Origin of the sequence: Kitasatospora sp. NPDC057512 (assembly GCF_042802135.1) — a bacterium.
In the GTDB taxonomy this organism is placed as follows: domain Bacteria; phylum Actinomycetota; class Actinomycetes; order Streptomycetales; family Streptomycetaceae; genus Kitasatospora.
Genome location: NZ_JBHVET010000643.1, coordinates 1 through 5,079, shown reverse-complemented (window position 1 = coordinate 5,079; position 5,079 = coordinate 1). Strand labels below are relative to the sequence as shown.

The following is a 5,079-nucleotide window of genomic DNA, read 5'->3' as shown; positions in this document are numbered from 1 at the left end:
CTCCACCCCTGGGTGGAGGGCCCTCGCGCCGCCGGTTCCACCCGTGCTCCACCCCGGCTCCGATCAGCGGGAAGCGCCGGATCCGTAGCGTCGGAGAGGTCAGCGACAAGCCTCTCCCCGGGACGGAGAATCCGATGAGTTCCATCGCCAACATCCTCGTGGTCATCGCGGTGGTGGTCCTGGTGGTCCAGCGCCAGATGCGCGTCCAGCGACTGGACACCGAGCGCCGGTTCTGGCTGCTGCCGCTGGTCCTGGGCGCGCTCGCGCTGCGGGACCCGCAGCTCGTCGACCACCAGCACACCGCGGTCTCCGCCACGCTGCTGGTCGCCGGCCTCGTCGCCGTGCTCGCGATGGGCACGGTCTGGGGCTGGACCGTACGGATCTGGCGGGCCCCCGACGGCGGCGTCCTGGTCAAGGGCACCAAGGCCACCGTGGCCGCCTGGTGCGGGATGATCGCCGTCCGGATCGGCCTGTACGCGGTCGGCTCGGCCCTGCACGTCCACCAGGCGGGCAGCACGCTGATGCTGGGCATGGCGGTCCTGCTGCTGGTCCGCTCCGTCGTGGTGAACTGGAGGGCCCGCACGCTGGAGCCCGCGCGGACCGCCGCCGGACTGCACTGACCCGCCGCCGTGAGCATCGAGGAGGCCCCCGTGGCCGGGTGGTACTGGACCCGCTGGCCGTCCCGGGAAGGGATCGGCCGCGAGGACGAGAGCCGGCCGCGGCGGGTCCTCACCGTGTTCGGCCGGACCGTCCTGGTGGTCGTCGTCGGCTGGGGGACCTTCTCCGGCGGCAGGTACGCCGGCTGGGCGGCGGCGGCCGCGGCGGCCGGGCTGGCCGCGGCCTTCGCCCTCTGCGCGGGGTACCTGCGGGTCACCCGGGAGCAGCGCCCGGCGGCCTCGTACCTGCTGGCCGCCGGCCTGGTCGGCGCCGGCTGGCTCGCCAACCGGGGGCTGGCCCACACGCTGGCCGACTTCCTCTGGATCGGGCTGGCCGTGACGGTCCTGATCCGGCTGCCGCCCGCGCCCGCGCTGTGCGCCGCGGCGGCCGCGCTGGGCTCGTACACGGCGGCCTCCCCGGCGAGCTGGCTCAGCATCGCCGCCACCATCGGAGGCTCCCTCCTGGTCGGCTTCCTGCTGCGGCTGGACATCGAGGCGCGCGGCACCGCCCGCCTGCTGCTCGCCCAGGAGCGGGCCGCCCGGGCCGCCGAGGCGGAGAGCGCGGCGCTCGCCGAACGGGCCAGGATCGCCCGGGAGATCCACGACGTGCTCGCCCACAGCCTCTCCGCGCAGCTCGTCCACCTGGAGGCGGCCCGGCTGATGCTGGACGCCGGGACGGACCGCGAGCAGGTCCGTGAACGGGTCGTCGCCGCCCGGCGGATGGCGCAGGACGGGCTGGCCGAGACCCGGCAGGCGCTGTCCGCGCTGCGCGGGGAGTTCACCCCGGTCGGGGAGTTCCTGGTGGAGCTGACCGGGCGGGAACGGGCCGCCCTCACCGTCACCGGCACGCCCCGGCCGCTCGCCGCCGAGGCCGCCCTCGCGGTGCGGCGCACCGCGCAGGAGGCGGTGACCAACGTCCGCAAGCACGCGCCCGGCGCCCACTGCGCCGTCGAACTGCGCTACCTGGACGGCGCGGTGGAGCTGGAGGTGCGCAACACCCGGCCGCCGCGCGGCGCGTCCGCAGGTGAGCCGGCGTCGGGGGAGCTGGCCGCCAGCGGCAGCGGGTACGGTCTGCCGGGGATGCGCGAACGCGCGGAACTGCTCGGCGGCACGCTGCTGGCGGGCCCGGAGGACGGAGGGTGGCGCGTGCTGCTGCGGGTGCCGGCATGACGGAACCGGTGACCAGGGTGCTGGTCGCGGACGACCAGACGGTGGTGCGCGAGGGAATCGTGATGCTGCTGGGGCTGCTGCCCGGCATCGAGGTGGTCGGTGCGGCGGGGGACGGGGAGGAGGCCGTCGCCCTGGTGGAGCGTCATCACCCGGACGTGGTGCTGATGGATCTGCGGATGCCGCGCTGCGACGGCGTCGAGGCGACGAGGCGGATCCGCGCGGCGCACCCGGAGACCGAGGTCGTGGTGCTCACCACCTACGCCGACGACGACTCGCTGTTCCCGGCGCTCCAGGCCGGGGCGCGCGGCTACCTCACCAAGGACGCCGGTGGCGAGGAGATCGCCAGGGCCATCGCGGACGTCCGCTCGGGTGCGGCCGGGCTCTCCCCGCAGGTCCAACTCCGGTTGCTGGAAAGGCTTTCGGAGCAGCCCGGCGGATCCGAGCCGGCCCCCGGGCGGCCGGTCGACCGCCCGGGGGAGCTGCCCGACGGGCTGACCGTCCGGGAGGCCGAGGTGCTGGCGCTGATCGCCCAGGGGCTGTCCAACACGGAGATCGCCCAACGGCTGTTCGTCAGCCAGGCCACCGTGAAGACCCACATCAACAATCTGTTCGCCAAGACCGCCGTACGGGACCGGGCGCAGGCGGTCGCCTACGCCTTCCGACACGGAATCACCGGGACGCAGCAGTAGTCCGATGAGTGTCTGTCGGATGATCGATCACCTCATCGAGTGAACGTATCTGCGATGGTCAGAGGCGTTGTCCTAGGGCCGCCATCATGGTTCGGGTCAGAACATCCGGCCGTCCAGGAGCATCAGTGCCACAGCAGCAGACGAGCAGCCCCGGCCAGGGGCAGCGATTCGACTGGTGGGCCGCTCCGGCCGCCGGCACCCCCGTTGAGTCCGCCGAGCCATCGGCTGCGCACCGCCGGTCGGCGGTACCGGCGCAGTCGGGCCCCATCCGTACGGAGCACGCCCGTCCGGACCGGTCGGCAGAGGCAGTCGGCGAGCCTGTGGCCGTCGGCGCACCGATCCACGGGCCCGCCGTCGAGCCGTTCGCCCAGAGCACCCCCGTCGACCAAGCGGCCCCGGCCGCACCGCACGGACCCCTCGCGTCCCTCGCGCCACGTGACGAGGAACCGGTCGCCGACCGGACCGAGGTCTACCGGGAGGTCCAGGCCAGCGCGGCCTTCCGGCAGATCCGCCGCAGCTACCGGACCTTCGTCTTCCCGATCACCGGCGGCTTCCTCGCCTGGTACCTGCTGTACGTCGCCGCCCAGGCCGGCGCCCCCGACCTGATGCGCCGCGCGGTGGCCGGCCCGCTCAACGTGGCCTGGCTGCTGGGACTGCTGCAGTTCGCCTCGACCTTCCTGCTCGCCTGGCTCTACGCCCGCAACGCCCGGACCAAGCGCGACCGCGCCGCCCTGGGCCTGCGCTGGGACACCCAGGACCAGCTGCGATGACGACCCTGATGACCACCGTGCCCACCGATGCGGCCATCGCCGCCGTGAAGACCGCCGCGCGGACCGTGGTGTCGACCGCCACCCCGCCCCCGGTCGCCCCCACCGGCGACCACCACTCGCTCGCCATCGCGCTGTTCGCCGTCGTCGTCCTGGTCACCCTGGGGGTCACCCTCTGGGTCGGCCGCCAGGGCAACGCCGCCGAGGACTTCTTCGCCGGCGGCCGCGACTTCACCCCGCTGCAGAACGGCTTCGCGCTCTCCGGCGACTACCTCTCCGCCGCCTCCTTCCTGGGCGTCGCCGGGCTGATCGCGCTGTACGGCTACGACGGCGTGCTCTACAGCATCGGCTTCCTGGTCGCCTGGCTGGTCGTGCTGATGCTGGTCGCCGAACTCGTCCGCAACGCCGGCCGGTACACCCTCGCCGACGTGCTCGCGCTGCGGCTGCGCCGCCGCAAGGTGCGCGCCGCGGCCGGCGGCGCCAGCGTCGTGGTCACCCTGCTCTACCTGGTGGCCCAGATGGTCGGCGCCGGTTCGCTGGTCGCCCTGCTGCTCGGCACCGGCAGCCCGCACGCCCGCACCTGGACCATCATCGCGGTCGGCGCCCTGATGATCGTCTACGTCACCATCGGCGGGATGCGGGCCACCACCTGGATCCAGATCATCAAGGCCTTCCTGCTGACCGGCGGTTCGGTGCTGCTGACCGTGCTGCTGGTGGTCCGCTTCCACGGGGACCTCGGCGAGCTGATGCGCCAGGCGGCCGACCACAGCGGTGCCGGGCACCGCTACCTGGAGCCCGGGCTCAAGTACGGCGGCAGCCTCACCAGCCGGCTGGACTTCGTCAGCCTCGGCCTCGCCCTGGTGCTCGGCACCGCGGGCCTGCCGCACATCCTGTCCCGCTTCTACACCGTGCCCACCGCGCGGGCCGCCCGCCGCTCCACGATGTGGGCGATCGGCCTGGTCGGCAGCTTCTACCTGATGGCCATCGTGCTCGGCCTCGGCGCCACCGCGCTGATCGGCTCGGCCGAGGTGCGGCACGCCAACTCGGCCGGGAACACCGCCGTTCCGCTGCTCGCCTTGGTCCTCGGCGGCGGCAACGGCAGCACCGGCGGGGTGGTGCTGTTCGCCCTGATCTCGGCGATCGCCTTCGCCACCATCCTCGCCGTGGTCGCCGGGCTCACCCTGGCCTCCTCGGCGGCCTTCGCCCACGACGTCTGGGCCGGCGCCTGGCGCGCCCGGCCCGCCCGCGAGCAGGCGAAGAACGGTCGCGGGCGGCGCCGTCGGGGCGAGACCGTCCCGGCCTCCCGGTCGGAGGAGTCGGTGTCCGGGATCAGCGAACAGCAGGAGGTGGTGGTCGCCCGGTTCGCCGCCGCCGGGATCGGTGCGACGGCGATCGTGATCAGCCTCTTCGCCCAGCAGCTGAACGTCGCCTTCCTGGTCGGCCTGGCCTTCGCCGTCGCGGCCTCCTCCAACCTGCCGGTGCTGCTGTACAGCCTGTTCTGGTCGCGGTTCACCGCCCGGGGCGCGGTCTGGGCGGTGTACGGCGGGCTGATCCCGGCGATCGTGCTGGTGTTCTTCTCGCCGGTGGTGTCCGGCTCCCCCGAGGCGCTCTTCCCCGGCCTCGACTTCCACTGGTTCCCGCTGGAGAACCCGGGCCTCGTCTCCATCCCGCTCGGCTTCCTCGCCGGGTGGCTCGGGACGGTCACCTCGTCCGAGCCCGCCGACCCGGACCGGTTCGCCGAGCTGGAGGTACGTGCTCTCACCGGTGCGGGCGCGGCCTGAGCCGTCGCGCCCGGGG

Annotated in this window: 5 protein-coding genes; all 5 read left to right on the top strand. The window is 74.0% G+C overall.

Annotated elements, in window-relative coordinates:
- Window positions 1-134: 134 nt before the first annotated feature.
- Window positions 135-620: a DUF1453 domain-containing protein gene (locus tag ACFU6K_RS31070; protein ID WP_380668660.1), complete on the top strand. Its 486-nt coding sequence runs from the start codon at window positions 135-137 to the stop codon at window positions 618-620.
- Between the two features lie 30 nt (window positions 621-650).
- Window positions 651-1,826: a sensor histidine kinase gene (locus tag ACFU6K_RS31065; RefSeq protein WP_380668658.1), complete on the top strand. Its 1,176-nt coding sequence runs from the start codon at window positions 651-653 to the stop codon at window positions 1,824-1,826.
- Window positions 1,823-2,515, top strand: a complete 693-nt coding sequence (locus ACFU6K_RS31060; RefSeq protein ID WP_380668656.1) for a response regulator — start codon at window positions 1,823-1,825, stop codon at window positions 2,513-2,515. Before ACFU6K_RS31065 ends, ACFU6K_RS31060 begins: the two co-directional genes overlap by 4 nt.
- A gap of 320 nt (window positions 2,516-2,835) precedes the next feature.
- The gene (locus ACFU6K_RS31055; protein ID WP_380668654.1) at window positions 2,836-3,285 is read left to right on the top strand and encodes a DUF485 domain-containing protein; all 450 of its coding nucleotides are present in this window, start codon (window positions 2,836-2,838) and stop codon (window positions 3,283-3,285) included.
- Window positions 3,282-5,063, top strand: coding sequence for a cation acetate symporter (locus ACFU6K_RS31050; RefSeq protein ID WP_380668652.1), 1,782 nt, complete (start codon window positions 3,282-3,284; stop codon window positions 5,061-5,063). The genes ACFU6K_RS31055 and ACFU6K_RS31050 overlap by 4 nt, the downstream gene beginning before the upstream one ends.
- The last annotated feature ends 16 nt before the right edge of the window (window positions 5,064-5,079 follow it).

Coding starts and splice junctions, on each gene's coding strand:
- ACFU6K_RS31070 (WP_380668660.1), top strand. CDS start 135: ATGAGTTCCATCGCCAACATCCTCGTGGTCATCGCGGTGGTGGTCCTG.
- ACFU6K_RS31060 (WP_380668656.1), top strand. CDS start 1,823: ATGACGGAACCGGTGACCAGGGTGCTGGTCGCGGACGACCAGACGGTG.
- ACFU6K_RS31050 (WP_380668652.1), top strand. CDS start 3,282: ATGACGACCCTGATGACCACCGTGCCCACCGATGCGGCCATCGCCGCC.